This is a genomic window from Sphingobium sp. KKT206 (assembly GCF_055640555.1).
Genome location: NZ_CM145764.1, coordinates 2,761,106 through 2,785,337, shown reverse-complemented (window position 1 = coordinate 2,785,337; position 24,232 = coordinate 2,761,106). Strand labels below are relative to the sequence as shown.

The 24,232-nt window shown below is 63.6% G+C and carries 21 protein-coding genes, 1 pseudogene and 2 riboswitches; of the genes and pseudogenes, 17 read left to right on the top strand and 5 right to left on the bottom strand.

Features of this window, described 5'->3' with window-relative positions; genetic code table 11:
• Window positions 1-40: 40 nt before the first annotated feature.
• Window positions 41-2,416 (bottom strand): TonB-dependent receptor domain-containing protein, encoded by a 2,376-nt coding sequence (locus ACZ2HM_RS13495; RefSeq protein ID WP_470425428.1) that lies wholly within the window; start codon window positions 2,414-2,416, stop codon window positions 41-43.
• Here ACZ2HM_RS13495 and ACZ2HM_RS13490 point away from each other — a divergent pair.
• Window positions 2,378-2,662: a hypothetical protein gene (locus ACZ2HM_RS13490; RefSeq protein WP_176482810.1), complete on the top strand. Its 285-nt coding sequence runs from the start codon at window positions 2,378-2,380 to the stop codon at window positions 2,660-2,662. The two genes, ACZ2HM_RS13495 and ACZ2HM_RS13490, sit on opposite strands and share 39 nt — an antisense overlap.
• A 26-nt stretch (window positions 2,663-2,688) precedes the next feature.
• Here the strand turns inward: ACZ2HM_RS13490 and ACZ2HM_RS13485 are convergent, their stop codons facing one another.
• Window positions 2,689-3,738 carry a FecR family protein gene (locus ACZ2HM_RS13485; protein WP_096063056.1) on the bottom strand — a complete coding sequence of 350 codons (1,050 nt, stop codon included), beginning with the start codon at window positions 3,736-3,738 and terminating at the stop codon, window positions 2,689-2,691.
• A 1-nt stretch (window position 3,739) separates the two neighbouring features.
• Window positions 3,740-4,285: an RNA polymerase sigma factor gene (locus tag ACZ2HM_RS13480; protein WP_076605507.1), complete on the bottom strand. Its 546-nt coding sequence runs from the start codon at window positions 4,283-4,285 to the stop codon at window positions 3,740-3,742.
• A 325-nt stretch (window positions 4,286-4,610) separates the two neighbouring features.
• On the opposite strand from ACZ2HM_RS13480, the gene ACZ2HM_RS13475 reads away from it, so the two are divergent.
• The gene (locus ACZ2HM_RS13475) at window positions 4,611-4,823 is read left to right on the top strand and encodes a DUF6961 family protein (protein ID WP_037476111.1); all 213 of its coding nucleotides are present in this window, start codon (window positions 4,611-4,613) and stop codon (window positions 4,821-4,823) included.
• A gap of 10 nt (window positions 4,824-4,833) precedes the next feature.
• On the opposite strand, the gene ACZ2HM_RS13470 is transcribed toward ACZ2HM_RS13475, so the two are convergent.
• Entirely contained in the window at window positions 4,834-5,379 is a 546-nt protein-coding gene (locus ACZ2HM_RS13470; protein WP_470425427.1) for an alpha-ketoglutarate-dependent dioxygenase AlkB, read from the bottom strand.
• A 616-nt stretch (window positions 5,380-5,995) separates the two neighbouring features.
• A riboswitch (cobalamin riboswitch) is annotated at window positions 5,996-6,229 on the top strand.
• Between the two features lie 218 nt (window positions 6,230-6,447).
• On the opposite strand from ACZ2HM_RS13470, the pseudogene ACZ2HM_RS13465 reads away from it, so the two are divergent.
• The 8 genes and pseudogenes from ACZ2HM_RS13465 (at window position 6,448) to cobJ (ending at window position 17,645) form a co-directional block, all read left to right on the top strand.
• A pseudogene (locus ACZ2HM_RS13465) lies at window positions 6,448-8,438 on the top strand (TonB-dependent receptor).
• 81 nt (window positions 8,439-8,519) lie between these two features.
• Entirely contained in the window at window positions 8,520-9,566 is a 1,047-nt protein-coding gene (locus ACZ2HM_RS13460) for a HoxN/HupN/NixA family nickel/cobalt transporter (RefSeq protein WP_052027683.1), read from the top strand.
• 87 nt (window positions 9,567-9,653) lie between these two features.
• Window positions 9,654-9,882: riboswitch (cobalamin riboswitch) on the top strand.
• Between the two features lie 182 nt (window positions 9,883-10,064).
• Complete coding sequence (cobW, locus tag ACZ2HM_RS13455) at window positions 10,065-11,102, top strand: cobalamin biosynthesis protein CobW (RefSeq protein WP_037478584.1); 1,038 nt, start codon at window positions 10,065-10,067, stop codon at window positions 11,100-11,102.
• 10 nt (window positions 11,103-11,112) lie between these two features.
• The gene (gene cobN, locus ACZ2HM_RS13450) at window positions 11,113-14,397 is read left to right on the top strand and encodes a cobaltochelatase subunit CobN (RefSeq protein WP_470425426.1); all 3,285 of its coding nucleotides are present in this window, start codon (window positions 11,113-11,115) and stop codon (window positions 14,395-14,397) included.
• Window positions 14,394-15,524: a cobalamin biosynthesis protein CobG gene (locus ACZ2HM_RS13445; protein WP_043152858.1), complete on the top strand. Its 1,131-nt coding sequence runs from the start codon at window positions 14,394-14,396 to the stop codon at window positions 15,522-15,524. Before cobN ends, ACZ2HM_RS13445 begins: the two co-directional genes overlap by 4 nt.
• Window positions 15,524-16,153 (top strand): precorrin-8X methylmutase, encoded by a 630-nt coding sequence (locus ACZ2HM_RS13440; RefSeq protein WP_037474434.1) that lies wholly within the window; start codon window positions 15,524-15,526, stop codon window positions 16,151-16,153. Before ACZ2HM_RS13445 ends, ACZ2HM_RS13440 begins: the two co-directional genes overlap by 1 nt.
• Window positions 16,150-16,887, top strand: coding sequence for a precorrin-2 C(20)-methyltransferase (gene cobI / locus ACZ2HM_RS13435; protein ID WP_037474432.1), 738 nt, complete (start codon window positions 16,150-16,152; stop codon window positions 16,885-16,887). Before ACZ2HM_RS13440 ends, cobI begins: the two co-directional genes overlap by 4 nt.
• Window positions 16,884-17,645, top strand: coding sequence for a precorrin-3B C(17)-methyltransferase (gene cobJ / locus ACZ2HM_RS13430; RefSeq protein WP_037474429.1), 762 nt, complete (start codon window positions 16,884-16,886; stop codon window positions 17,643-17,645). The genes cobI and cobJ overlap by 4 nt, the downstream gene beginning before the upstream one ends.
• On the opposite strand, the gene ACZ2HM_RS13425 is transcribed toward cobJ, so the two are convergent.
• A complete protein-coding gene (locus ACZ2HM_RS13425) occupies window positions 17,609-18,370 on the bottom strand; it encodes a cobalt-precorrin-6A reductase (RefSeq protein WP_037474427.1) in 762 nt (253 codons plus the stop codon). The two genes, cobJ and ACZ2HM_RS13425, sit on opposite strands and share 37 nt — an antisense overlap.
• Here ACZ2HM_RS13425 and cbiE point away from each other — a divergent pair.
• From cbiE to cobO, 7 genes are read left to right on the top strand one after another with little or no spacing between them, the layout of a single operon-like run.
• Window positions 18,369-19,577 (top strand): precorrin-6y C5,15-methyltransferase (decarboxylating) subunit CbiE, encoded by a 1,209-nt coding sequence (gene cbiE, locus ACZ2HM_RS13420; RefSeq protein WP_470425425.1) that lies wholly within the window; start codon window positions 18,369-18,371, stop codon window positions 19,575-19,577. The genes ACZ2HM_RS13425 and cbiE overlap by 2 nt on opposite strands.
• Entirely contained in the window at window positions 19,559-19,954 is a 396-nt protein-coding gene (locus tag ACZ2HM_RS13415; protein WP_470425424.1) for a cobalamin biosynthesis protein, read from the top strand. The genes cbiE and ACZ2HM_RS13415 overlap by 19 nt, the downstream gene beginning before the upstream one ends.
• Window positions 19,951-20,748, top strand: coding sequence for a precorrin-4 C(11)-methyltransferase (cobM, locus tag ACZ2HM_RS13410; protein WP_037474424.1), 798 nt, complete (start codon window positions 19,951-19,953; stop codon window positions 20,746-20,748). The genes ACZ2HM_RS13415 and cobM overlap by 4 nt, the downstream gene beginning before the upstream one ends.
• Window positions 20,745-22,079, top strand: a complete 1,335-nt coding sequence (locus ACZ2HM_RS13405) for a cobyrinate a,c-diamide synthase (protein ID WP_043153170.1) — start codon at window positions 20,745-20,747, stop codon at window positions 22,077-22,079. Before cobM ends, ACZ2HM_RS13405 begins: the two co-directional genes overlap by 4 nt.
• Window positions 22,076-22,798, top strand: coding sequence for a uroporphyrinogen-III C-methyltransferase (cobA, locus tag ACZ2HM_RS13400; protein ID WP_470425423.1), 723 nt, complete (start codon window positions 22,076-22,078; stop codon window positions 22,796-22,798). The genes ACZ2HM_RS13405 and cobA overlap by 4 nt, the downstream gene beginning before the upstream one ends.
• Entirely contained in the window at window positions 22,795-23,559 is a 765-nt protein-coding gene (gene cobF / locus ACZ2HM_RS13395) for a precorrin-6A synthase (deacetylating) (RefSeq protein ID WP_037472921.1), read from the top strand. The genes cobA and cobF overlap by 4 nt, the downstream gene beginning before the upstream one ends.
• Window positions 23,549-24,175: a cob(I)yrinic acid a,c-diamide adenosyltransferase gene (gene cobO / locus ACZ2HM_RS13390; RefSeq protein WP_037472919.1), complete on the top strand. Its 627-nt coding sequence runs from the start codon at window positions 23,549-23,551 to the stop codon at window positions 24,173-24,175. The genes cobF and cobO overlap by 11 nt, the downstream gene beginning before the upstream one ends.
• Window positions 24,176-24,232: the final 57 nt, after the last annotated feature.

The following is a 24,232-nucleotide window of genomic DNA, read 5'->3' as shown; positions in this document are numbered from 1 at the left end:
TTGGAAGTAGTCGGCCTGGCAAATGCTCTGGTCATCACTGTCACCAATGCTTTGTGACGCTCAGGCTTACGAAGCGACCGATGGGAGAATAGTTGGTTGAATCATAGTTGACGTAGAAGCTGTTGCCTCCGCTTGGTGCAGCATAGGGAGGCCGGGCATTGAACAGGTTGCGAGCGCTGAGTGCAAAATCCCATGCACCAAGCGGGGTGTCGGCTGGCAGGTTGAGAAGCGCGTTCAGATCGAACGTGGTTTGCGATTTGACGTCATTCTCACTTGTGGAGCGCGTATCGCGCAGCCGCCCCGAATGGTTGACATAGCCTGCCAGCGTGAAGCTGCCCTTGGTCCAGCTTATGTTAAACCGGCCCCGGAATTTGGGTGGATTGTAGATGATGCCGGCGAGGCGGGTAACCGGAGCGTTCTCGTTGATCTGTTCGGTCGATTTAAGCCAGGACCCGTTGCCGCCCACATTCAGTTCGCCCCATGCGCCTATTGGAAGGCTATACCGCCCGCTCAGATCGAAGCCGTGAATCTTCTGCTCAGTGCCGTTGATGAAATTGTTGAAGGCAATGGCGACGACGGACGATGGATCATAGGGCGCCCCGCTGTAATTATTCAGCTGCCCGTTGGTCGATGCGATGAGAGCAGCCTGCGTAGCCGCGTCCGGGGCGTAGATCACATAGTCCCCGAAGATGGGATTGCTTAATGCGGAATATTGATTGACCCCAGAGATGGGCTGGATAATCCGGTTTTTGTATCGGATGTTGAAATAGGAAGCGTCCAATTGAAGGCCCGGGATCGCGCTAGGATGCGCACCAAGGGTGATCGTCCAGGTTTCCGCCCTTTCAGGCTTCAGATCGGGATTGCCGCCTTGGCTCATCATGGCGACCGAGCCGCTTGGGAATTGGGATCCGCCATAGGCGGACGCCGCGCGCAGGGTGACGTAGCGCATCTGATATTGCTGCAACAGCGTGGGCGCCTTGAACGATTTGCCCCAAGAAGCCTTGAGATCAAAATCGCGGGTCGGTGCATATATGAGGCCGAGCTTGGGCGTGGCGACTTCGTCGATACCGGGATAGCGCTCGTAGCGCAGGGCTCCATTAATCGAAATCCGATAGGCCCAGCTCAAGTCTTGTTCGGGCGATATGAGGGGGACGTTAAGCTCGCCGAAGGCATAGCTGCTATCGATGCTGCCGCCCCCGTTGGACCGGCTGCCAGATGCGTTTGTATCCTCGAAACTATTATATCGGTAACCGCCGCCGATCGCCAGGCGGACGTCCCCCGCCGGCAGACTAAGAAGCTTGCCTTCCGCGCCCAACTCTACCGATCGCGCAACATTGCAATAGCAACCATGGGCCCTGCTCGCGACAGCACCGTTCGAGTAATAGCGTTGATCGTAATCGGTGCGGTCCCGGCCATAAAGGCCGCTCAGGTTCACCGTCCAGTCGGGATTGATCCTCCAGGCCAGTGATGGAGCCAACGCGAAGCTCTTGTTGACTGGCGTGTTGAGATAGCCCGAACGCGCGTCGAGCGCGAGCATTGAGGATATCTCGCGGCGATTGAAAAGTGCATCGACCGCAAATTCGAGATTCGGGCCGATCGCCTGGTGTCCGCTGAGAATGACGCTATGATTTTCGCGCTCGGGCAGCAAGGTGGCTGTGTCCGGCATATAGTCGGTGTAGCTGCGATCGCGCGCGGTTATGTCGCTGCCCTTCAGAAAGTCATAGGCCACGATGAATCCGCCAGAGTTCCAGCGGATACCGGCAGTGGCATTATATTGCTGCTCGACATCGCCGCCGTCCGTTGCCGCGCCCCATCTCGCCGAGGTTGAATAACCTTCATAGTCTCGCTTCAGGATAATGTTGACGACGCCGCCCACGGCGTCCGATCCATAAATAGCCGAAGCGCCATCGGGTATGACCTCCATGCGGCTCACGACCGAAACAGGTATCGCGCTGATATCGACTGCCTGGACTGCGGATCCGTAAGAGAGACGGTGGCCGTTGAGCAGGGTCAGCGTGGCGTCGCCGCCGAGGCCGCGGAGGTTTGCCGTAGAACCGCCGGAGAGGTTCTGGTTTGCGATCCCGACGTTGCCCGGTGCGACCGAGGGGTTCTGTCCGCCGCTGAAGCTTTGTGGCAGGGATCGAATGACTTCACCCAGATCATTCTGCCCCGACCGGCGCATTTCCTTTTGCGATACTTCGATCACGGGCGCCGCGATGTTCGCACCCTTGATGCGGGAGCCTGTCACGAGGAGGGTCGCGGATGGCGCATCGCCATCCTCCGGCGATCGCTGCGAGGTAGGACTTCCCACAATCACAAAGCTGCCGCCATTCTCAATGGCACGCAGACCCGTGCCCTTCAGGAGCAGTCGTAGCGCTTGCTCAGGGACGAAGCGGCCATCCAGCTTGGGCGACATCCGACCTTCCACTTGTGCCGGCTGAAACATGACTTCGCGTCCGAGCTGGGTTCCCAGGGCTCGCAACGCATCGGCGAGATTTTGCGCCTCGATATGAAAGGTCTGATCGGCCTGCGTGTCGGCCAGCAGCCTCGGCGAGGCGGTGGCGAAGCCGACCGCACTCGCGATGGCGATGATGTTGGCGAGATTGTTAAAGATTTTCCGCATGAGGACCCCTTGTCTTCGCATCGTTTTTTGATGCTCTGACTGGCTCCACGTTGCCGGATGTGAATTTATAGGGCTTCGGCCCCGCTCTGTGAAATTTTTGTGTCGGATGGCGTCAGGGTGATGGAGTTGTCAGGCGTTTCTGCAATCTTCAAGCCAAAGAGAAGGCTGAGGTTGGTGGCCAGCCTTCGAGGTTCGTCGATCGCAAATGTGCCTGACGCCCGCAGATCAGCGATGGCCGCGATTGGCTGCCTGATCTGGAGACGCGAGTAGCGATTTGCCTCATTGATGAGATCGCCCACCCTTACATCATCGAACTGCCGCATTTTCGAGGTCCAGCTTTCGCCTGCAGCTGGAGCGAAGGATGCTGGTAGGTCGCGCACGCCAAATTTCCCAGCTTCGACCACCTGCCCGGGGCGTAGCAATCTCGGTTTGCTGGTAACATCGTGTCCAACAACATGGTCGGCTCGCGCGACGTCCACCGATCCGCGCAGGAGGCGGACGAAATATGTTTGGTCCGAGCGGAAGCCGACATCAAAAACTGTTCCGTGAGCGGTCACGATGGCATCGCCGACAGAAACGATAAACGGCCTCTTATCATGGGCCACTTCGAACCGAGCCTTGCCCTGCTCGAGGCGGAGCGACCTTGAACTTGGCGTAAATCGCATCGACACGATGCTGTCCGTGTCGAGTGTAATCTCTGATCCGTCTGCAAGCTGAAGCTTACGGATCTGTCCGACCCTGCTTGCGAATTCGGCGGTATGATGCCCAGCGTCGGCGACGATTGCGGGTCCGTTCTTTTGGCCCTTATTGCCAGCTGGCATCCAGACGATGGCAGAGAAGGAAAGCAGGATCACAGCGACCGCCGCAGCAAGAGCCACCGCATGTCGGGAGTGCGTCGGCGCAGCGTCTGCTTCGGCTTTGGTCGGCGACACCAGCGACTTTCCTATGCTGTAGACTTCCGCGATCCGCGCGTAGGCAATTCGGTGGTCTGGATCTGCGGCAAGCCATGCCTTGAATTCCTGGTCGCGGTTTTGGGCATCTGGACCCTGCATCGCGGCGAACCAGGATGCGGCTTCTTCGCGCATGGCGGAGCGCTTCTCTTGTTCATCGAGCATGTCAGTCGTCCAGAGCTTGTGCGATACGCGCCAGTGCGCGGCCCAGATGATATTGAACGGTAGGGACCGCGATTCTAAGCTTTTCACCGATTTCTCGATAGGTCAGATTCTCTACCCGATGCATGAGGAAGACTTGCCGGGTCTGGTCGGGGAGACCATCGACGGCCGCCTTGTAGAGACGCATGACATCCTGCCTTTCGATTCCGAAGCTTTGCTCCGGGGCAGCGCCGATTTCGGGTAGTTCATCCAGCGTCGGCCCTATGGTCGCGGCCGCACGTCTCGCACTGCGCATTCGATCCACGAGAAGATTGCGGGCTATGCGTTGCAGATAGGACGCTGGATGAACGAGTATCTTCGTACGCATATGGGCTGCAAGCCTGGCAAATGCTTCCTGCATGAGATCGTTGGCGTCCTCGTCATCCCGCATGCGTTGCTTGAAATAGCGGATGAGGCCCGGAGCTTCTGTGCTGTAAGTATCACTTAGAATCGCCGTGTATGCGCTGTCTTTTGCGACAGATAGGGAGCCGCCTGGATGCTTGTCGGGCATAGGAAGCGGTTGAGCGCGATCCGTCTGGGATCGATTGATGGGGAGAGGACGTAACACGCGAGCTTGGCCAACAGGCCGACAGAATCGGTCCCGAGAATCCCGGGGGCGATTGAGCTAGGTGTGTCTCAAGCGATGGCGGGCCGTCGCTCCGACCGCCCCAAAAATCAGAGGGGCGTCAGTTATGCCTGACAGGATAATCCTACAGCGGGGCCGTCAGCAAAATCCCCCCTGCCGACCTATGATGCCGCGGCCCAGTCTGCAGATCAAGAGGTCAAGACGAATAGTTATTCCTGATGGGTACGCTGGGCCGTGGTACTGCTGAGCGTTGATCCTGCATTGCTTCGATTCTCTCGAGCATGATCCAGGCTGGGCCGAAGCGCTGGCGGTCGAACGGCAGCATGGCGCGAACACGAGCGACTTTATTGCAGAAAGAGTAAGAACGCTGGCGCTGGCGGGTGATCAGGCCGGTGTTGCGCGGTGGCTCGACGTTGCGACGCGCTTGGACCAGCTTCTCGATGCGGGCACCATGGCGCATTGAAGGAGGGCAGCTATCTGATCATGTTCCGGCCCGTCAGTTTCTCAGCGAGCGTACGGAAGGTGATCGACCAGCGGGTCTCTCCCATTTCGGCTATGCTATGTTCCCATTGGTACCGCGCTTCGCCATGAAGGTGATAGACCGAACGCGGCGCGAGCGGAATGGTGACGCGATCGAACCCGCTGGCGTTGCGCCGCCGAAAACGCAAGGGGGCCGACACGCCCAGCGAAATGCCGACGACATGGTCGAAGACCGGGCGATCACGGTGCCAGCCTATGCCGGCACCAAGATCGTAGCGGATGAGGAGCGCCTGGGCTAGGCTGGCGGGCTCAAGGCCGACAAAGACAGCGGCTTTTGCACGCACAGGTAGCAGCCAATCCGGCATGGGATCTGTAGGTCCGAAGCGTGCGTCGTCGAAGTCGTAGCGCCAGCCATAGGAACTGGTCAGGCGCTTGCCGAGCCAACCCTGGAAACGAAACGGCTCGAGCGCGGATGCGTCGATCCCGTCGATCAGCCTCAACTCTTCATCGCGGGAGATAAGGTCTTCCCGATAGGACAAGCCCGGGATTTTCGGAGTCTCAAACAGGTCGGGGAACAGGCTGGCCATCAACGTCTAGATTGGGAGCCTGCGCGCACAAGGCAATCGCATAGCTGATTTTTTGATGGATAGCGCGGTCCGTAAAGCGTTCGATCAATTCGAGTCTGTTTTGGGCACTGACCGGATTCCGACACTGATTTTATGTTGTTTGGCAAATGGGGTAGGTGCGGTGCGGCTTGGAAAACTGTAATCATCAGTGAGCCGCCATGAAGTTCGAGCCATTTTAGTAGGCTGGGCCGTGCAGATCCCACCCATTTGATTAAGAGAGGGGCAAGTGTGCTTCGTAAAATCCGACCCTTTGTCGCCGTTCAGCTGCCAATTTCTTGTTCCTAGGTGCGGTCCTTCCGCTAATCGACAGGTCGCGACCACTTCCGGGCGTACAGGAGTCCGATGGCCAACGACAGGTTCAGGGAAAACCCGCCATTCAAAGCGAGTGCGTGCGGTTGGCGCGCTCTGGCCGTGCCAATGGCAATGGTGGCGCGGGATGCAGTAATCGTTGATTAAATCCCAGCTCCAAGCGTTATTGGCTTTTCCGTTCACTTCAGTTAGGCGAGGGATTGAGAGGCGGACAAGTTCGGCTTTCATTGATCGCGCCGGTGCCCCCAAAAGGGGCTTAATCGGGAATGTGGTGCGGAAGCTTGCTTCCAAATCCGCGGCTGTCTCTGCAACTGTAAGCGGATAGCGCGATGTACATGGCTCCTCTTTGAAGGGGCAGCCACTGGGCCGGACGCTAAATCATGCGAGGTCTGGGAAGGCGTGCATCAAGCTGTGACCCGTGAGCCAGGAGACCTGCCGGCGTCTGGTCGCTCTTGCCTTGGTCCAGAGGATGGCTGCGGCACGGTGAACTCCGTCTGAGCGACGAATGAGCGGCTGGGGCCGCATCGGAGACGTGCGTCGGCCGCCCATGGCGTCCGGCCGCCGCGCGGCTCGCCCGTTCGCGCGGGTATGCCCCGGCCACGTCGCAAGACGCCGGAGGACTATTTCGTGATCAAGACCATTACTACCAGCAGCGCACTTGCGCTGATCTGTATGGGAACGCCAGCCTTTGCCGAACCCTTTGAGAAGGGATCGCAAACAAGCGCGGACGCGGTCGAGGCGGGCAACGACATCGTGGTTTTCGGTCGTGGTGAGGCCATGATCGGCACTGCCAGATCAGCCAGCGAGGGAAGCGTCGGAGGGGCCGATGTCCTCGTGCGGCCACTTCTCCGCGTGGCGGAACTGCTGGAAGCGGTGCCCGGGCTGGTTGCAGCCCAGCATTCGGGGAGCGGCAAAGCCAACCAGTATTTCCTGCGCGGTTTCAACCTCGACCATGGGTCTGACTTCACCACCTATATCGATGAACTGCAGATGAACTTTCGCACACACGGACACGGTCACGGCTATCTCGACCTCAACGGCCTCATTCCGGAGATCGTGGGCCGGGAGGATTTTCGTAAAGGGCCCTATCGCGCCGACGGCGGTGATTTCGCTCTGGCGGGAGCAGCCTATATGATGACCATCAAGGGTTACCACCGGCCGTGGGCATCGGCCGAGGCTGGTTCATATGGTTGGCGCCGCGTCGCCGTAGGCGGAACAGTGCACGACGTGGGCGTGGGAGATCTCACGCTTGTCGCTCAGGCCAAGACCTACGACGGACCGTGGCAGGAAACTGAACGTCTTCGCCATTACTCGGGTTTCGCGAAATATAGCATGCCGAGCGGTGCGGGCACATTGGAGGCATCTCTCCATGCCTACCGGGCGACATGGCACCCTACCGAGCAAATCCCGGAGCGCATTATCGGCACGGCGTTGTGTGCGGATGTGTTCTGCTCTCCAGATCCTTCCGCGCGGGGTGAGATGACGCGCCAGGTGGCTAACATCGCGGTCAAGCAACCGACATGGCGCGCCAATGTCTATGCCCAGTTTTACGACTGGTCGATGTTGTCGAACCCCACTTACACCGATCCGGATGGCACAAGCGCGCAGATCAAGCAGTTCGACCGGCATTGGGTACTAGGGCTGTCCGCTCAAAAAAATTGGGAAATCGCTGACAGTCTGGCTGTGAGCCTTGGCACCGAAAACAGATACGATGCCATCGGGAATGTTGGTGTCGATCGAACGGCTGTCCGCACATTTCTTGAATCTCTCGGGCACTATCAGGTCGGGGAATTGTCTTCCGCGCTCTACGGCGAAGTCGCTTGGAAACTCTTGGCTGGACTGCGTGTGACAGGTGGTCTTCGCGGGGACTATTATCACTATTCCGTGCGTGCACGAGATGTGGTTGCGGCGTCGCTGGGAGAAGGCAGTGGCTCGGCGTCGATTCTCTCACCTAAGGTCTCGATCGCCTATCAGGTTACACCGCAACTTGAACTCTACGCCAACTGGGTCCGTGGATTCCATTCCAACGACGTTCGGGGTGCGGTAAACAGGGGCACGCCTGTTCCGGTTCTCGTTCGCGGCATCGGCAAGGAACTGGGGGGACGCCTTCAATTCTCCGGGGTCACGTTAACCGCGACTTACTGGTGGCTGCATGTCGGCAGCGAGCTTCGTTTCATTGGCGATTCCAATGCTGTTGAACGTCGGGTGCCAGTGGGTGTCATGGCTATGAAATCGTCGCCTTCTGGCGGCCGTTCCCGTGGCTTGCGCTTGATGGAAACTATACTGCCAGCCATGCCCGCTTCGACAATGGCGATCACATCCCTAATGCATTTGAGAACGCGGCTTCAGCCGGTGCCGCCATCATTCTTGATCCCTGGGAAGCCAGCATTCGGGTGCGCCACCTCGGACCTTCTCCGCTTGTCGAGGACAACAGTGTCCGGGATCGGGGCAGCACCGTCATGAATGCCCGCGCCGCGTGGACGGGCAAGAAGGTCGAGATATTTGGAGAAGTGCTGAACATCTTCGACAGCCGGGACAAGGACATCGCCTATTATTACGAGTCCTACATCCCCGCCTTTGATGCAGGTGCTCCGGTGGAAGGCCGGTTGAGTCGTGTCGTCGAGCCTCGAACCGTGAGGATTGGCGCAAAGGTCAATTTCTAGCGAAATCCCTTGATGGGCGGCGCTGCAGCACGTCTGCTGCGCCATCCTCCGTTTGTACATTCCTTAATCGCCGAGCCAATCATGCCCCTCACGAAGACACTGCCATCCCTGTCTCTGCGCCTACGAATTGGTGCCTTGTTTGCCGGATTGATCGCCGCCAACATTGGCGTCTGGGTCTGGGCATTCAGCCTGTTTCATGCGCAGCCGTTAATGCTCGGCACCGCTGTGCTTGCCTGGGGGCTTGGCCTGCGCCATGCGGTCGATGCCGATCATATTGCGGCCATCGACAATGTGACGCGCAAACTGATGCAGGATGGTCAGCGCCCGGTTTCGGCCGGCTTCTGGTTTGCGATCGGGCATTCCGGGATCATTGCCATAGCATCGATCATCATTGCGGTGACGGCCAGCGCGCTGTCGCAGTTCGGCGCCTTCAAGGAAATCGGCGGCGTGATTGCAACCGTGATTTCCGCGCTTTTCCTGTTCACGATCGCCGGCATGAACCTGGTCATCCTGCGCTCTGTCTGGCGGACCTTTGCGCATGTTCGTGCAGGCGGCAGCTATGTCGAGGACGATCTTGATCTGTTATTGGGTGGGCGCGGTCTGCTTTCCAGACTGTTCAGGCCGATGTTCCGCCTTGTGAACAAAAGCTGGCATATGGCCCCGCTGGGGTTTCTGTTCGGGCTTGGGTTCGATACCGCAACCGAAGTTGCCATTCTGGGCATGTCGGCCAGCCAGGCCGCCGATGGCCTGTCGATCGGGACAATCCTGGTCCTGCCCGCCCTGTTCGCGGTCGGTATGGCCCTCATCGATACGGCGGACGGCGTGGTGATGCTGGGCGCTTATGAATGGGCCTTCGTGAAGCCGATCCGCAAGCTCTACTACAACATCACAATCACCCTGATCTCGGCCATCGTGGCGATTGTCATTGGTGGAATCGAAACGCTGGCCCTGATTGGCGACAAACTGGCCCTTACGGGTGCCCCATGGCGGATCGCCATTGAATTGGGCGAAAATTTCAATGGTCTGGGCTTCGCCATCATCGGACTTTTCGTGTTCTGTTGGCTGGCGAGTTACGCGATCTATCGCTGGAAGCGGTTCGATGAGATCGAGGTTTCTGTCGTTACCTGATCGTCCATCGTTGCATGAAGCAACATCATCAATTGGCTTGGCTCCGATCTTCGTCTAGGGCGCATGGCGAAGGACGGGTTGATTCCGCCCTTCGATGATCGCGCCGGTGCCCTCGCAAGGGGCTTAATCGGGAATGCGGTGCGGGGGCTTGCTCCCAAATCCGTGGCTGTCCCTGCAACTGTAAGCGGATAGCGCGATGCACATGCTCCTGAACTCAGGGGCGGCCACTGGACAGCGCGCAAGCGCCAAGTCTGGGAAGGCGTGCATCAAGCTGTGACCCGCGAGCCAGGAGACCTGCCGGCGCACCGGTCGCTCTTGCCTGATCCAGGGGATGGTCACGGCACGGTAACTCTCCGTCTGAGCGACGAAGCTGTGTGGCTGGGGCTGCACGGTCGCGTGGTAACGGGTGCTTTGTCGCGCTCGCCCGTCGTCGCGCGCCGACCGGACTTGTCCGGCAAGCCCCGCCGTTTGTCGCTCTGGCGCGCGGAGGAATTGCTTGTGGCCGACCTGTCAAAGGTGCCTGTCACCATCATCACGGGCTTTCTGGGCGCGGGGAAAACCACGCTTATCAGCCACCTGATCCGCAATGCGGGCGGCCGCAGGCTGGCGGTGGTGGTCAACGAATTCGGTACGCTGGGTGTGGATGGCGACATTCTTGCATCCTGCGCCATTCCAGACTGCCCGGCGGAAAACATCGTCGAACTGGCCAATGGCTGCATCTGCTGCACCGTGGCGGACGATTTCATTCCTACGGTCGAGAAGCTCCTCGCGCTTGATCCCCGCCCGGATCACATCCTGATCGAGACATCGGGTCTGGCGTTGCCAAAGCCGCTGCTCAAGGCGTTTGACTGGCCAGCGATCCGCAGCCGGATCACCGTGGACGGCGTGCTGGCGCTGGCCGATGCCGAGGCGGTTGCGGCAGGCCGGTTTGCGCCCGATGTGGCCGCGCTTGACGCCCAGCGCGCCGCCGATCCGAGCATCGATCACGAAACGCCGCTGTCCGAAGTGTTCGAGGACCAGCTTGCCTGCGCCGATATGATCCTGCTGACCAAGGTTGATCTGGCCGGACCCGAAGGCGTTGCCGCCGCACGCGCGATCATCGCGGCAGAGCTTGGCCGCCCGGTGCCGGTGATCGAACTGACCGAAGGCGTGGTCGATCCGCGCGTGATTCTGGGGCTTGATGCCGCCGCCGAGGACGACATCGCCGCGCGCCCATCGCACCATGATGGGGATGATGATCACGAACACGATGATTTTGACAGCGCCGTTATCGAATGGGGCGAAATTGCCGATCCGGCGGCCCTTGTCGCGCGGATCGAAACGCTGGCGCGCGATCACCATATCCTGCGCGTGAAGGGCTATGCCGCCGTTGCGGGCAAGCCGATGCGGCTGCTGGTGCAGGCGGTAGGCGCGCGGGTGCGCCACCAGTACGACCGTCCGTGGCGGCCTGACGAGCCGCGCCGCACCACGCTGGTCGCCATTGCCGAGCACGATCATGTCGATCCAGACGCCATTCGCGCGGTGCTGCTGGCGTAAGGCGCAGGCGATGCACGTCATTTTCCGCGAAACGCACGGGATGGAGGAAACCGCCGTCCCGCAGGATCTGGGGCAAGAGCCTGCGGATCTTGTGGTCCTGTCCTTTTCGGACAGCGATCTGGGGGCGTTCGCGGCGGCATGGCATCAGGCCCGTGCAGACGATGCGACATTTCCTTCGCTGCGGCTCGCCAATCTGGCAGCGCTTATGCACCCGCTATCGGTCGACACCTATGTCGAGCGGACGCTGTCAGGTGCGAAGGCGATCCTGATCCGGCTGATTGGCGGTACGCCCTATTGGAGTTACGGGCTGGAACGAGTGGAGGCTCTGGCCCGGTCGCGAGGCATCGCGCTGGCCGTGCTGCCCGGCGACGGCTGGGAGGACGGGCGGCTGGATGCAGTTTCGACCGTCCCCGTGCCTGCTTTGAGAAGCCTTGCGCAATTGTGCGATGCCGGCGGTGCAGGGGCGGCGCAGGCGGCGCTTGTTGCGCTTTCACGGCTGGCAGGGCTGATCGATACCCCTCCCCAAAATTGCGAGCCGCTGCCTATGGCGGGAGGTTGGCATCCCGACCGGGGCGTCGTCGATCCTGAATCCTTTGCGCGCAATCCCGGACGACCGCTGGTCCTGATCATCTTCTATCGTTCTTACCTGACCGCCCACGATCTGGACCCGTTTGCCGCCCTGCATGCCGCGTTCGACCGGCACGGCTTTGACGCACTGTCGATCTTCGTCCCCTCGCTGAAAGCCCCGCAGGTGCGCGATCAGGTGGACCGCTGGGTGCGCGGCCTTGGCCCGGCGGCGATCATCAACGCCACCGCCTTTTCCGCGCGTGGCGAAGACGGCGATACCCCGCTCGATGGCGCGGGCGTTCCCGTGTTCCAACTGGCGCTGGCCACGTCGGGCCGCACCGGCTGGGCAGCGGCTTCGCGCGGGCTGTCCCCCGCAGACCTCGCCATGCACGTGGTCTTGCCCGAAATTGACGGCCGGGTCTTTGCCGGGGTCGCCAGCTTCAAGGAAGCGGGTGCGCGCGATCCCGCACTAGGTTTTGCCCGCACCGTCCACCGCGCCGATCCCGACCGGATCGAGGCGATCACTGCGCGCGTGGCAGGCTGGATCGCCCTTTCGCAAAGGCCGGTTGCCGATCGGCGGGTTGCGCTGATCCTGTCGACTTATCCCGGCAAGGCATACCAGATGGCCCACGCCGTGGGGCTGGATGCGCTCGCCTCAGCCGAGGCGACCCTGGCCGATCTGGCCGAGGCGGGATATGCCACGGATGGCCAGACCGATCTGGGCGCGCGCCTTGAAAGCGAACATCAGCATTGGCCGCTGGCCGCGTATCGCAAGGCGCAGGCGGCATTGCCCGAGACCTTGCGCGCTGATCTTCATGCCGCGTGGGGCGAACCGGAAGCCGATGTGGCAGTCGCTGACGGCGCGTTCCGTTTTGCCGCGCTGTCCATCGGCAGCGCGCTGGTCGCCTTGCAGCCCGAACGCGGCGAGCGCGTCCATCGAGACGGGGACTATCACGATCTGTCCCGCTGCCCGCGCCATGGCTATGTTGCGTTCTATCTGTGGCTGCGCGAACGGGGCAGCGACGCGCTGGTCCACATCGGCGCGCATGGCACGCTGGAATGGCTGCCGGGCAAATCGGTCGCGCTGTCTGGCGCTTGCTGGCCCGAGGCGCTGATCGGCGCGATGCCGGTGATCTATCCGTTCATCGTCAACGACCCCGGAGAAGCTGCGCAGGCCAAACGCCGGATCGGTGCGGTTACTATCGGACACGTTCCGCCGCCACTGGTGCAAACTAAAAGCGGCGCGGGGCTGGCCCGGATCGAGGCGCTGCTGGATGAATTCTCCAACGCTTACGGGCTGGACCCGGCCCGCCGCGACCGCCTGCAAGCGAGCATCCGCGACGAAGCGCGCGTGCTGGGGCTGGAGGCGGAACTGGGCCTTGATGGCGCGGCCACGCTGGTTGAGGCGATCACCCGGATCGATCGCTTCGTTTGCGATGTAAAGGACAGCCAGTTCGGTGACGGGCTGCATGTGTTCGGGCGGGGCGATCAGGGCGCAGCCGAGCGGGCCGGATTGCTGACGGCGCTGGACGGACGGCGCGTTCCGCCCGGTCCCTCCGGCTCCCCGTTTCGCGGGCGCAGCGATGTGCTGCCGACCGGGCGAAACCTTTATGCAATAGACCCGCGGGCGGTGCCTTCACGCGCGGCCCACGCGCAAGGCGTGACACTGGCAGAGGAACTTATCCGGCGGCATTTGCAGGATCATGGCGATTATCCGCGCGGGCTGGTGGTCGATCTGTGGGGATCGGCCACGATGCGCACGGCGGGCGAGGAATTCGCCATGGCGCTGCACCTGCTCGGCGCAAAACCGCTGTGGGACATGACATCCGAACGGGTGGCGGGCGTTGAGATTCTGCCGCTGGCGCTGCTGGACCGGCCGCGCATCGACGTGACACTGCGGGTTTCAGGCCTGTTCCGCGATGCCTTCCCGGCGCTGCCCATGTTGTTCGGACAGGCGGTGCGAGCGCTGTGTTTGCGGGACGAACCGGCGGACTGGAACCCCTTTGCGGGGCAGGCGCCGGCCCCGCGAGTCTATGGACCGGCGCCGGGGAGTTATGGCCTTGGCCTTGGCGATGCGGCCGAGGTCTATACCGATGCGGCGCGACGCTCGGCCGGAGAGGCATGGCTGGCGGCATCGGATCATGCGTTTGACGCAACCTCCGATGTGATCGGGGGCACGCCCGATCCTGAGGGCCTGCGTCGGCGCGTCGAAGCGGCAGACGCCTTTGTTCATCTTCAGGACTTGCCGGAAACCGATCTGCTGCTGGCCGCGGACTCTGCCGCGCATGAGGCGGGCTTTGCCGCTGCCAAGGCGCTGACAGGCGGGACGGCAGCGCTCTATCACCTCGATAGTCGCGACCCGCTGAAGCCGGCCGCGCGCACCCTGACCGAAGAGATCGCCCGCGTGGTCCGTGCCCGTGCCGCCCATCCCGACTGGGTTGCAGGCATGATGCGGCATGGTTTTCGCGGGGGCGCGGAACTGGCCGCGACGCTGGATCATATGGGCGCCTTTGCGCACCTTTCAGGTAGCGTGCCGCCGCATCTGTTCGATCTCTATCACGATGCGACGCTGGGCCAAGCCGATGTTCGCGCGTTTCTTGTGCGCGAGAATCCCGGCGCGCTGGCGGCGATGGAAGCCCGCTTTGCAGCGCTCCATGCCGCCGGGCTGTGGCAGACCCGGCGCAATTCCATCCTCGCCAGCCTGCCCAGCCATGAGGACCGGACATGACCGGGCCTATGGTGAGGGGTTGGTGCCCCGATGCGTGGCACCCGATGATCGCGGGCGACGGGTTGCTGATGCGGGTAAAGCCGCGGCTTGGCCGCCTGACCCGCGCGCAAGTGCTGGGCCTGTGCGATGCCGCCATCGCGCATGGCAATGCCCTGATCGACATCACCGCCCGCGCCAATCTCCAGCTTCGTGGGGTGCGCGATACCGGCTGGCAGGCGCTGCTCGACCGGTTGCTGACGCTCGATCTGGTGGACGGTGACCCCGTCATCGAACAGCGACGCAACATTCTGGTCGCGCCGGATTGGCGGGTCGGTGATGACAGCCATCGCATTGCGGGCGCGTTGCTGACCCGGCTGGATGAGTTGCCCGATCTTCCGGGCAAGATGGGCTTCGTTATCGATGCTGGTCGGGCCTGCGCCCTGCACGGCGAGGTGGGCGATTTCCGCATCGAGCGCGACGAAAAAGGCGGCCTGATCCTGCGCGCCGATGGCCATCCGGGCGGTGTTGCAGTTGTCGCAGGTCAGGAAGTGGACGCCCTGATCGCGCTGGCACACTGGTTTTCTGCCAGCGGTGGCGCGGAAGCGGGGCGCATGGCCCGGCACACGGTTGCCCTGCCCGAATGGGCCTGTGGCGACATTCTGCCCGCGCCGTCGGCTGCTCGCATCGCGCCCGGCATCCATGATCTGGGCTGGGCTTATGGCCTGCCGTTCGGCCGGATAGAGGCGCCGATACTGGCTGGTGTGATGGAGGGATCGTCTGCCGGGGGGGTGCGGATTAGCCCGTGGCGGGTGCTCGTAGTAGAAGGCGCGCCTGCCATGCAGGTGGATGGCCTGATCACCGACCCTGCCGATCCGCTGCTGCATGTGGATGCCTGTCCGGGCGCGCCGTGCTGCACGCAGGCGTCGGTTGAAACCCGCGATCTTGCCCGCCGCCTTGCCCCGCATATCGCGGGACGGCTGCATGTTTCGGGCTGTGCCAAGGGCTGTGCCCGCCCGCGCGCCGCCGATGTCACGCTGACGGGCCGCGATGGCCTGTTCGATCTTTCCCTGAACGCGCGCGCCGGAGGGCCTGCGGTTCACTCCGCGCTTGGCCCGGCCGACCTTCTTGCCCAATTTGGAACCGCTTGATGCCCCATATCTATGAAACCGATGGCGCGGCCATTTATCGCCAGTCCTTCGCCACGATCCGCGCCGAAGCCGATCTGGCGCCCTTTTCTGCCGATGAGGAGCCGGTGGCGGTCCGCATGATTCATGCCGCCGGGATGGTCGAACTGGCGGCGCATATCCGCTTTTCGTCCGGCTTCGCACAAACGGCCAGTGCCGCGCTGGCCGATGGCGCGCCGGTGCTGTGCGATGCGCGGATGGTGTCCGAAGGGATCACTCGCGCCCGCCTGTCGGCCAACAATCCGATCATCTGCACGCTCAGTGCGCCGCCAGTACCGGACATGGCGCGGGCGATGGGCAACACCCGTTCCGCCGCCGCGCTGGAACTGTGGCGACCGCATCTGGCGGGCGCGGTGGTGGCCATCGGCAATGCGCCAACCGCGCTGTTCCATCTCCTGAATATGCTGGAAGATCCCGATTGCCCGCGCCCTGCGGCCATCATCGGCTGTCCGGTGGGCTTTGTCGGCGCGGCCGAATCCAAGGCCGCGCTGTGGGCCGCGCCGCCGGTGCCGTGCTGCATTGTCGATGGGCGGCTTGGCGGCAGCGCGATCACGGTCGCCGCGATTAACGCGCTGGCAAGCCGCGCCGAATGAGCGCGTCGTCATCAATCGGAACCATCCACGGCGTCGGGCTTGGTCCCGGCGCGGCCGATCTGCTGAGCGTGCGCGCCGACCGGTTGGTGCGTGGCGCTCGCCATGTTGCCTATTTCCGCAAGGCCGGACGGCCGGGGCAGGCGCGGCGGATTGTCGAAGGGATGCTGCGCGCCGACGTGATTGAAATCCCGATGGAATATCCTGTAACGACCGAGATCCCGTTGTCCGATCCCCGCTACAACGACTGTCTTTCCGCCTTCTATGCCGAATGCACCGCACGTTTGCTGGCGCTGGCGCAGGCGGGCGAGGACGTGGTTGTGCTGTGTGAGGGCGATCCGTTTTTCTACGGCTCGTTCATGCACCTTCATGGCCGTTTGGCGGGCATCGTCCCGGTGACGGTGGTGCCGGGTATCACCGGCATGGCCGGGGCATGGAACGCGACTGACATTCCCATCACCTGGGGCGATGACGTGCTGACCATCGCGATGGCGACCCTGCCCGAGGAGGAACTGGCCCGGCGCATCCGCGATACCGATGCGCTGGTGGTGATGAAGATCGGGCGCAACCTGCCCAAATTGCGCCGCGCGGTGGCAGCGGCGGGGCGCGAGGACGCGGCATGGCTGGTCGAACATGCCGCCATGCCCGGCCAGCGCGTCACGCGGTTGATCGAGGCGACCAGCGTCACGCCCTATTTCTCGATCCTGCTGATTCATGGACAGGGGCGTCGTCCATGAGCGGTTCGCTATCCATCGCCGGTCTGGGACCGGGCGACGAGGCACTGATCACGCCCGAAGTCACCGCCGCGCTGGCAGGGGCAAGCGATGTTATCGGCTATATCCCCTATGTCGCCCGCATCGCCCCGCGTGAGGGGCTGACGTTGCATCCATCCGACAACCGGGTGGAGCTGGATCGCGCGGCCCATGCGCTGGAACTGGCGGCGCAGGGCCGGCGCGTGGTGGTGGTGTCTTCTGGCGATCCCGGCGTGTTCGCGATGGCCGCCGCCGTGTTCGAGGCGCTGGAGGCTGGCCCGGCCCACTGGCGCGATCTCGACATCCGGGTGCTGCCCGGCATCACTGCCATGCTGGCCGCCAGCGCGCGAGCGGGGGCGCCGCTGGGGCACGATTTTTGCGCGATCAACCTGTCGGACAACCTCAAGCCGTGGTCCGTGATCGAAAAGCGGCTGCGGCTGGCTGCAGAGGCAGACTTTGCGATGGCGTTCTACAACCCGCGGTCGAAAGCCCGGCCGGAAGGTTTCGAACGTGTGCTGGAATTGCTGCGCGCGGTGTGTGGCAATGATCGCCCGATCCTGTTCGCCCGCGCCCTATCGACGCCCGACGAACAATTGCAAATCGTACCGCTGGGTCAGGCCCGCGCGGACATGGCCGATATGCGCACGATGGTGATCGTCGGATCGAGCCTGACGCGGATCATCGAACGTGCGGCTGGTCCCATTCTCTACACCCCCCGCTCGGCCTTGGGTTCGGCATCATGACCCAGCCACGCGAGCACATCCTCCGGGCGATAACACTCGGTCCGGCCCGGAACGGCGGGTCGGTCAATCATCAGGACCGGCAGGCCCAGCGCCCGCGCGGCGATCAGCTTGGCATCGGCACCACTGCCGCCAGCGTTCTTGCACACCACCAGATCGATGGCGTGCGCCTGCATCAGCTGGCTGTCGCCCATGACGGTAAATGGCCCGCGATCAACGATCAGGGTGTGATGGGGCAGGCCCGGCGGCTGCTCCGGCGCGTCCACGAAACGCAGCAGATAGTGGTGGTGTGGCTGCGCGGCGAAGGCTTCGACATGCATCCGCCCCAGCGCCAGCATGACGCGGCGGGCCTGTCCTGCCAGCGCGGCGACCGCGCCGTCGATATCAGCAACGCGGGTCCAGCGGTCACCAGCAACCGGTTCCCACGCGCGACGGGTCACGGCGACATGGGCCACACCCACAAGCCGCGCAGCCTCCACCGCATGACGGCTCATCGTCGCGGCAAAGGGGTGGGTCGCGTCGACCAGATGGGTCACGCGATGGTCGCGCAGATAATCGGTCAGCCCAGCCATCCCGCCGAACCCGCCAACCCGCACCGGAACCGGTTGAGCGCGGGGATTTTTCGTCCGTCCGGCATAGCTGAGTGTCGTCGCAATGCCCTGCGCGGCAAGCAGGCGGGCAAGAACGCTCGCCTCGGTCGTTCCACCCAGCAGGAGGACATGTCGCATGGCTGATACGGCTCCTGAAGCGTGGTTGACGATCATCGGCATCGGCGAGGACGGGCCGGATGGCCTGTCCGCTGCGAGCCGGGCGGCGCTGGCGCGGGCCGAACTGGTCATGGGACCGGCCCGGCATCTGTCGCTGCTGCCCGCGATTACCTGCCCTGCGACCGAATGGCCAGTGCCCTTTGCCGATGGCATCACCCTGTTGATGCAACATCGCGGACAGCGCGTGGTGATGCTTGCGTCGGGCGACCCGTTCTGGTTCGGGGCGGGGAGCAGCGTAACCCGGCAGCTCGATCCGGGCGAATGGGTGGCGATACCGGCGCCTTCCACCTTCACGCTGGCAGCCGCACGATTGGGCTGGCCGTTGCAGGATGTGGCCTGCCTTGGCCTGCACGCCGCGCCGCTGGAGCGACTTAAGCCCCATCTGGCGTCAGGGCAGCGCATTGTGGCGCTGTTGCGCGCTGGCGAGGCCGTGGGCGCGCTGGCCGATTATCTGACCGGCCAAGGCTTTGGCCCGTCAGTGCTGCACGTGATGGAAGCGCTCGGTGGTCCGCGCGAACGGGTACGCCGGGTGACTGCAGAAGCGCTGACCTTCACCGACATTGCCCATCCGGTTGCGGTCGGGATCGACTGTGTGGGCCACGGTGATGCCTTGCCGCAGGCGGCAGGACGACCGGACCACTGGTTCGCATCCGACGGGCAGTTGACCAAGCGCCCGGTGCGCGCCTTGACTTTGTCGGCGCTGGCCCCGTGTGTGGGGGAACTGCTGTGGGACATCGGCGCGGGATCGGGTTCCATCGGGATCGAATGGCTGCTGGCCCACCCGGCCAACCGCGCCTGCGCGATGGAAGCCGATCCGGTGCGCGCGGACCGGGCGCGGGCCAACGCCGCTGCGCTGGGTGTCGACCGATTGCAGGTGGTGATCGGACGTGCGCCGGATACTTTGCCGCCGGGACTAGTGCCCGATGCGGTGTTCATCGGCGGCGGATTATCGGAAGCCTTGCTGGACGCGCTGTGGGCACGATTGCCCGCCGGAACGCGGCTGGTGGCCAATGCGGTGACGCTGGAATCAGAAGCGCTGCTAGCCCGGTGGCATGGCCAGAAGGGCGGGAGCCTCCTGCGCATCGAACTGGCCGACGCCGCACCGTTGGGCAACCGGCACGGCTGGCGCGCGCGCTATCCGGTGGTGCAATGGAGCGTGACGCTGTGATCGTCGCAGGCTTCGGCTTTCGCGCGGGCGCGGCCCTGCCCTCACTGCGCGCGGCGTTCGCGCTGGCGCAACAAGGGCAGCCGCCGGTGACGCATCTGGCCACCGCGCAGGACAAGCTTGCGGCGCTGGTCCCGCTGGCAAAGGCGCTTGGCCTGCCGCTGACGGGCGTGGCGCCCGATGCATTGGCCGCCGTCGCCACCCTCACGCGCTCCGCCGCCAGCCTGACCGCCCGCCACGTCGGCAGCGTGGCCGAAGCATCCGCCATGGCCGAAGCAGGCGCCGGCGCGCGCCTGCTGTCGCCGCGCCGCATCTCGCCCGACCGCATGGCCACGTGCGCCATTGCGGCCAGTGTCACCTTTCAGGGAACCCCAACATGACCGTCCATTTCATCGGCGCCGGTCCCGGCGCGCCCGACCTTTTAACCTTGCGCGGACGCGATCTGATCGCGGGCAGCCCGGTGTGCCTCTATGCCGGGTCGCTGATCCCGGTCGCCGTGCTCGATCATTGCCCGCCGTGTGCCCGGATCGTGAACACCGCGCCGCTGGAACTGGACCAGATCATGGCCGAGATCGCCACTGCCCATGCCGCCGGGCACGATGTGGCGCGGCTGCATTCGGGCGATTTGTCAGTCTGGTCGGCGATGGGCGAGCAATTGCGCCGGCTGCGCGCGATGGACATTCCCTTTACCGTGACGCCCGGTGTCCCAGCGTTCGCCGCCGCCGCCGCTGCGCTGGAGGCAGAGCTGACCCTGCCCGCGCTGTCACAATCGCTGGTGCTGACCCGCACGCCGGGCCGCGCCAGCACCATGCCGCCCGCCGAAAGCCTGACCAATTTTGCCGTTACCGGCGCGACGCTGGCCATTCACCTTTCGGTTCACAATCTGGCGCAAGTGGTGGCGGACCTGACGCCGGCCTATGGCGCGGATTGCCCGGTCGCGGTGGTCTGGCGCGCCAGCTGGCCCGATCAGCAGATTGTCCGGGCGACGCTCGACACCATCGAACAGGCCGTGGCGGGCAGCACGGCCAAGAATCTGCAACGCACCGCCCTGATCCTGGTCGGGCGGGTGCTGGCGGCGCAGGATTTTGCCGAAAGCAGCCTCTATGCGCCCGGTTATGACCGCCGCTTTCGGCCTCAGGATGCCGGTTCGCGGTTTGCGGGGGCATCGGAATGAGCGCGCGCCACCAGACTCCGGGATTGATGATCGCCGCCCCCGCATCGGGCACCGGCAAGACCACGGTGATGCTGGGCCTGCTGCGCGCGCTCACCGAAGACGGGCTGGCGGTGCAGCCGTTCAAGAGCGGGCCGGACTATATCGACCCGGCCTTTCACCGCGCCGCCTGTGGCCGACCGTCCTTCAACCTTGATAGCTGGGCGATGGAAGGCGATCTGATCGCTGCCATCGCGGGGCAGGCTGCGGGCGCGGACATGGTGCTGGCCGAAGGGTCGATGGGCCTGTTTGACGGCGTGGCCAGCAAGGGCGCATCGGGCAATGGTGCCAGCGCCGACATGGCCCGCCGCATGGGCTGGCCCATCGTGCTGGTGCTGGATGTATCGGGGCAGGCGCAGTCCGCCGCCGCCACCGCACTCGGGTTCAGCAGCCTTGATCCGGGGCTGCCATTTGCCGGGGTGATCCTGAACCGCGTGGCCAGTCCGCGTCATGAACGGCTGGTGCGCAAGGGCATGGAGGCGGTGGACATTCCGGTGCTGGGTGCCCTGCCAAGGCGCGGCGACCTGACCCTGCCCGAACGCCATCTTGGGCTGGTTCAGGCGGTGGAGCATCCCGACCTTGATCGCGCGATTGCCGAGTTTGCGGCGTTCCTGCGCGCCCATGTTGATCTTGATGCCGTTCGCCGTGCCGCCGGTGCCGAACCACAAGCCGATGGCGGCAAGCTGCCCGTCCCGCCGGCCCAGCGCATCGCCATGGCGCGCGATGCCGCCTTTTCGTTCGTCTATCCGCATCTGATCGAAGGGTGGCGGCGCGCCGGGGCGGAGATCCTGCCGTTTTCGCCACTGGCCGATCAAGCGCCCGCCGCCCATGCCGATCTGGTGTGGTTGCCTGGCGGCTATCCCGAACTGCACGCCGGAACCATCGCCGCCGCAGCGACATTCCTGTCCGGCCTGCGCCATTATGCCCAAACGCGCCCCGTTCACGGCGAATGCGGCGGCTATATGGTGCTGGGTGAGGGGTTGATCGACAAGAGTGGTGAACGGCACCGGATGGCCGGGCTGTTGGGGCTGGTCACCAGCCATGCCCAGCGCAAGATGCACCTTGGCTATCGCCATGCCGAACTGCTGGTGCCGATATCGGGCCTTGCCGCCGGGACCAGGCTGCGCGGGCACGAGTTCCACTATTCAACCATTGTCGAACAGAGCGACGCGCCGCTGGCGCGGGTGACCGATGCCGAGGGCGCGGCGGTGGCCGAAACCGGATCGCATCGCGGCCATGTCACCGGCAGCTATTTCCACATGATTGCGCCACTGAACCCCGTGGACGTGTCATGACCGGTTTTGTTTCCTTCGTGGGGGCCGGGCCGGGCGATCCCGAGTTACTGACGCTCAAGGCGTTGGCGCGGTTGGAGGCCGCCGATGTCGTGCTGTTCGACGATCTGGCTTCCGGTCCTATCCTTGACCGCGTGCGCCTGGACACCACACTGGTGAATGTCGGCAAACGGGCGGGACGGCAATCGCCCAGCCAGGCCGAGGTGAACCGCCAACTCGTGGATAATGCCGCTGCGGGTGGCCGTGTAGTGCGGCTAAAATCCGGCGATTCTGGGATCTTTGGCCGTCTTGAGGAGGAAATCGAGGCATTGCGGCTTGCTGGTATCGGTTTCGAGATCATCCCAGGCGTCAGTTCTGCCAGTGCAGCGGCGGCCACTGCCGGCATTCCCCTGACAAGGCGCGCGCTTTCACGGCGGGTCCAGTTCATCACCGGGCATGGTGCGACGGGTGCCTTGCCTAATGACCTCAACATGGCAGCCCTGGCCGATGCCGAAGCGACAACCGTCGTGTTCATGCCCAAGCGAACCTTCCCTGAACTGGCCGCCCGGCTGGTCGCTGCGGGGCTGCCCCCACAAACGCCGGCGTTGTTGGCCGAGAATGTGGGCCGCGCCGATCAGCGTCTCACGCGCAGCTCGGTTGCCGGGTTGGCAGACACGCTGGCTGAGGGCGTGGGGTTCGCCCCGGCCCTGATCCTCTACGGCCCATTGTTGGAGGAAGCATGATCGAGCTTTCCCTCATCGGCATCGGCACGGGCAATCCCGATCACCTGACGGCGCAAGCCGTGCGGGAGATGAACAACGCCGACCTGATTCTGCTGCCGCGCAAAGACAGCGCCAAGTCCGACCTGATCGACCTGCGCCGCGCCATCTGTGGGCAGGTGTTGACCGGCCCAGTGCCGATTGTCGAATTCGACATGCCGGTTCGCGACGCAGGCCGGGATTACACGCAAGCGGTTGACGATTGGCACGAGGCTATCGCTGCAGCATGGCGCGCCCAGATCACCACGCATCTGCCAGCGGGCGGGCGGTTGGCATTGCTCGTCTGGGGTGATCCTTCGCTTTATGACAGCACCTTACGGATCGCCGAAAAACTCAAAGCTGGCGGCCTTACGATGCAGGTGCGCGTTGTGCCCGGCATCACAAGCATTCAACTGCTGACCGCCGCGCATGCCATTCCGCTCAATCCCCTTGCCGGGGCGGTGACGATCACCACCGGGCGTAGGCTACGCGGCCAGGGCTGGCCCGAAGGGACCGACACGCTCGTTGTCATGCTCGACAGCGGCTCTGCCTTTGAGGTGCTGGAACCGCAGGGCATCACCATCTGGTGGGGCGCCTATCTGGGCATGGCGCATGAAGTGCTGGAGCGGGGTGTGCTTGCTGAGGCTGGCCCCCGGATCGCCCAGTGCCGGGCCGAACTGCGCGCGCGCCATGGCTGGATCATGGATGTCTACCTCATGCGAAAGGAACAAATTGATGGAAACTGACAGCGAAGTGCAAGCGGTGAGCGACGATGCCCGCCACGCCGAAAAGATGCGCAAGAAGCAGACCGCGCAGACCAAGATCATGGCCAGCAAGACCCGCGAGCAGGGCCTGCTGATCGTCCACACCGGCAAGGGCAAGGGCAAGACCAGCGCCGCGCTGGGCATGGTGGTTCGCGCCATCGGCCACGGCATGAAAGTGGGCGTGGTCCAGTTCGTCAAAGGGGCGATGAAGACCGGCGAAAAGGCGGTGTTCGATGCCTTTCCCGACCATGTCGAATTCAAGCCGATGGGCGAGGGTTTTACCTGGGACACGCAGGACCGCACACGCGACATTGCGGTGGCCCGCGCCGGCTGGGACGAGGTCAAGCGCATGATCGCCGATCCCAGCTATCACATGGTTCTGGCCGACGAACTGAACATCGTGCTGCGGTATGACTATCTGCCGGTCGATGAAGTGGTGGCGGTGCTGACCGCGCGCGACGCCATGAAGCATGTGATCGTCACGGGCCGCAATGCGCCCGACGCGCTGATCGAGGTGGCGGACCTTGTCACCGAGATGACCATGGTGAAGCACCCCTTCCGTTCAGGCGTGAAGGCCCAGGCCGGCATTGAATTTTGACCGGGGATCGAATTCTGAGCGACGCCCCGCCTGTGTTCGACGCGGAATTTACGGAGC

Excerpts from the sequence above, each read along its gene's own strand:
- ACZ2HM_RS13495 (WP_470425428.1), bottom strand. The coding sequence starts at position 2,416 with ATGTCGCCCAAGCTGGATGGCCGCTTCGTCCCTGAGCAAGCGCTACGA.
- ACZ2HM_RS13485 (WP_096063056.1), bottom strand. The coding sequence starts at position 3,738 with ATGCTCGATGAACAAGAGAAGCGCTCCGCCATGCGCGAAGAAGCCGCA.
- ACZ2HM_RS13480 (WP_076605507.1), bottom strand. The coding sequence starts at position 4,285 with ATGCCCGACAAGCATCCAGGCGGCTCCCTATCTGTCGCAAAAGACAGC.
- ACZ2HM_RS13460 (WP_052027683.1), top strand. The coding sequence starts at position 8,520 with ATGCCCCTCACGAAGACACTGCCATCCCTGTCTCTGCGCCTACGAATT.
- cobN (WP_470425426.1), top strand. The coding sequence starts at position 11,113 with ATGCACGTCATTTTCCGCGAAACGCACGGGATGGAGGAAACCGCCGTC.
- ACZ2HM_RS13445 (WP_043152858.1), top strand. The coding sequence starts at position 14,394 with ATGACCGGGCCTATGGTGAGGGGTTGGTGCCCCGATGCGTGGCACCCG.
- ACZ2HM_RS13440 (WP_037474434.1), top strand. The coding sequence starts at position 15,524 with ATGCCCCATATCTATGAAACCGATGGCGCGGCCATTTATCGCCAGTCC.
- cobI (WP_037474432.1), top strand. The coding sequence starts at position 16,150 with ATGAGCGCGTCGTCATCAATCGGAACCATCCACGGCGTCGGGCTTGGT.
- cobJ (WP_037474429.1), top strand. The coding sequence starts at position 16,884 with ATGAGCGGTTCGCTATCCATCGCCGGTCTGGGACCGGGCGACGAGGCA.
- cbiE (WP_470425425.1), top strand. The coding sequence starts at position 18,369 with ATGGCTGATACGGCTCCTGAAGCGTGGTTGACGATCATCGGCATCGGC.
- ACZ2HM_RS13425 (WP_037474427.1), bottom strand. The coding sequence starts at position 18,370 with ATGCGACATGTCCTCCTGCTGGGTGGAACGACCGAGGCGAGCGTTCTT.
- ACZ2HM_RS13415 (WP_470425424.1), top strand. The coding sequence starts at position 19,559 with ATGGAGCGTGACGCTGTGATCGTCGCAGGCTTCGGCTTTCGCGCGGGC.
- cobM (WP_037474424.1), top strand. The coding sequence starts at position 19,951 with ATGACCGTCCATTTCATCGGCGCCGGTCCCGGCGCGCCCGACCTTTTA.
- ACZ2HM_RS13405 (WP_043153170.1), top strand. The coding sequence starts at position 20,745 with ATGAGCGCGCGCCACCAGACTCCGGGATTGATGATCGCCGCCCCCGCA.
- cobA (WP_470425423.1), top strand. The coding sequence starts at position 22,076 with ATGACCGGTTTTGTTTCCTTCGTGGGGGCCGGGCCGGGCGATCCCGAG.
- cobF (WP_037472921.1), top strand. The coding sequence starts at position 22,795 with ATGATCGAGCTTTCCCTCATCGGCATCGGCACGGGCAATCCCGATCAC.
- cobO (WP_037472919.1), top strand. The coding sequence starts at position 23,549 with ATGGAAACTGACAGCGAAGTGCAAGCGGTGAGCGACGATGCCCGCCAC.